We start from the raw sequence: 453 nt of genomic DNA on the forward strand, positions 1-453 counted from the left end.
GACCACCAGCACCGAGAACAGCAGGAAGTTCACCGGCAGGCCGAGGAAGTTGCCCTTCTTGACCGCTTCGAATGACTTTCCGTAGCGGGAGAAGTCGCCGAAGTTGAGCATCGGCCCGGAGAAATAGGAGACAACCAGCGCGATGGCGCCCAGCATCACCGGGACCGACGACCACCCGGTGTAGGTGACCGAGCCGAGGTTGAGATCGATGGCGCCCCAACCGGCCTTGTGGATGAGGTAGCCGCACAGGATGAACATGACGACGTAGACGGCGGGACCGCAGAAGTCGATGAACTTGCGGATCGATTCCATCCCGCGCCAGAACACGCAGGCCTGCAACACCCACAGCAGCAGGAAGCTGCACCACCCGAGCAGCGACAGTCCGGCGAACCCGTAGTCCGCGACGACCGCGTACGGGGCCAGGCTCGGGAACAGTTTGATCAGTACGATGTC

At 62.3% G+C, this 453-nt stretch carries 1 protein-coding gene; it reads right to left on the reverse strand.

All coding sequences use genetic code 11. From position 1 onward, the window contains the following. Positions 1-453, reverse strand: a 453-nt coding sequence (locus tag H7I41_RS20565; RefSeq protein ID WP_264014470.1) for a cytosine permease, incomplete at both ends; no start/stop codon positions are given.

This window comes from [Mycobacterium] manitobense, assembly GCF_025821665.1.
GTDB classification, from domain to species: Bacteria; Actinomycetota; Actinomycetes; order Mycobacteriales; family Mycobacteriaceae; genus Mycobacterium; species Mycobacterium arseniciresistens.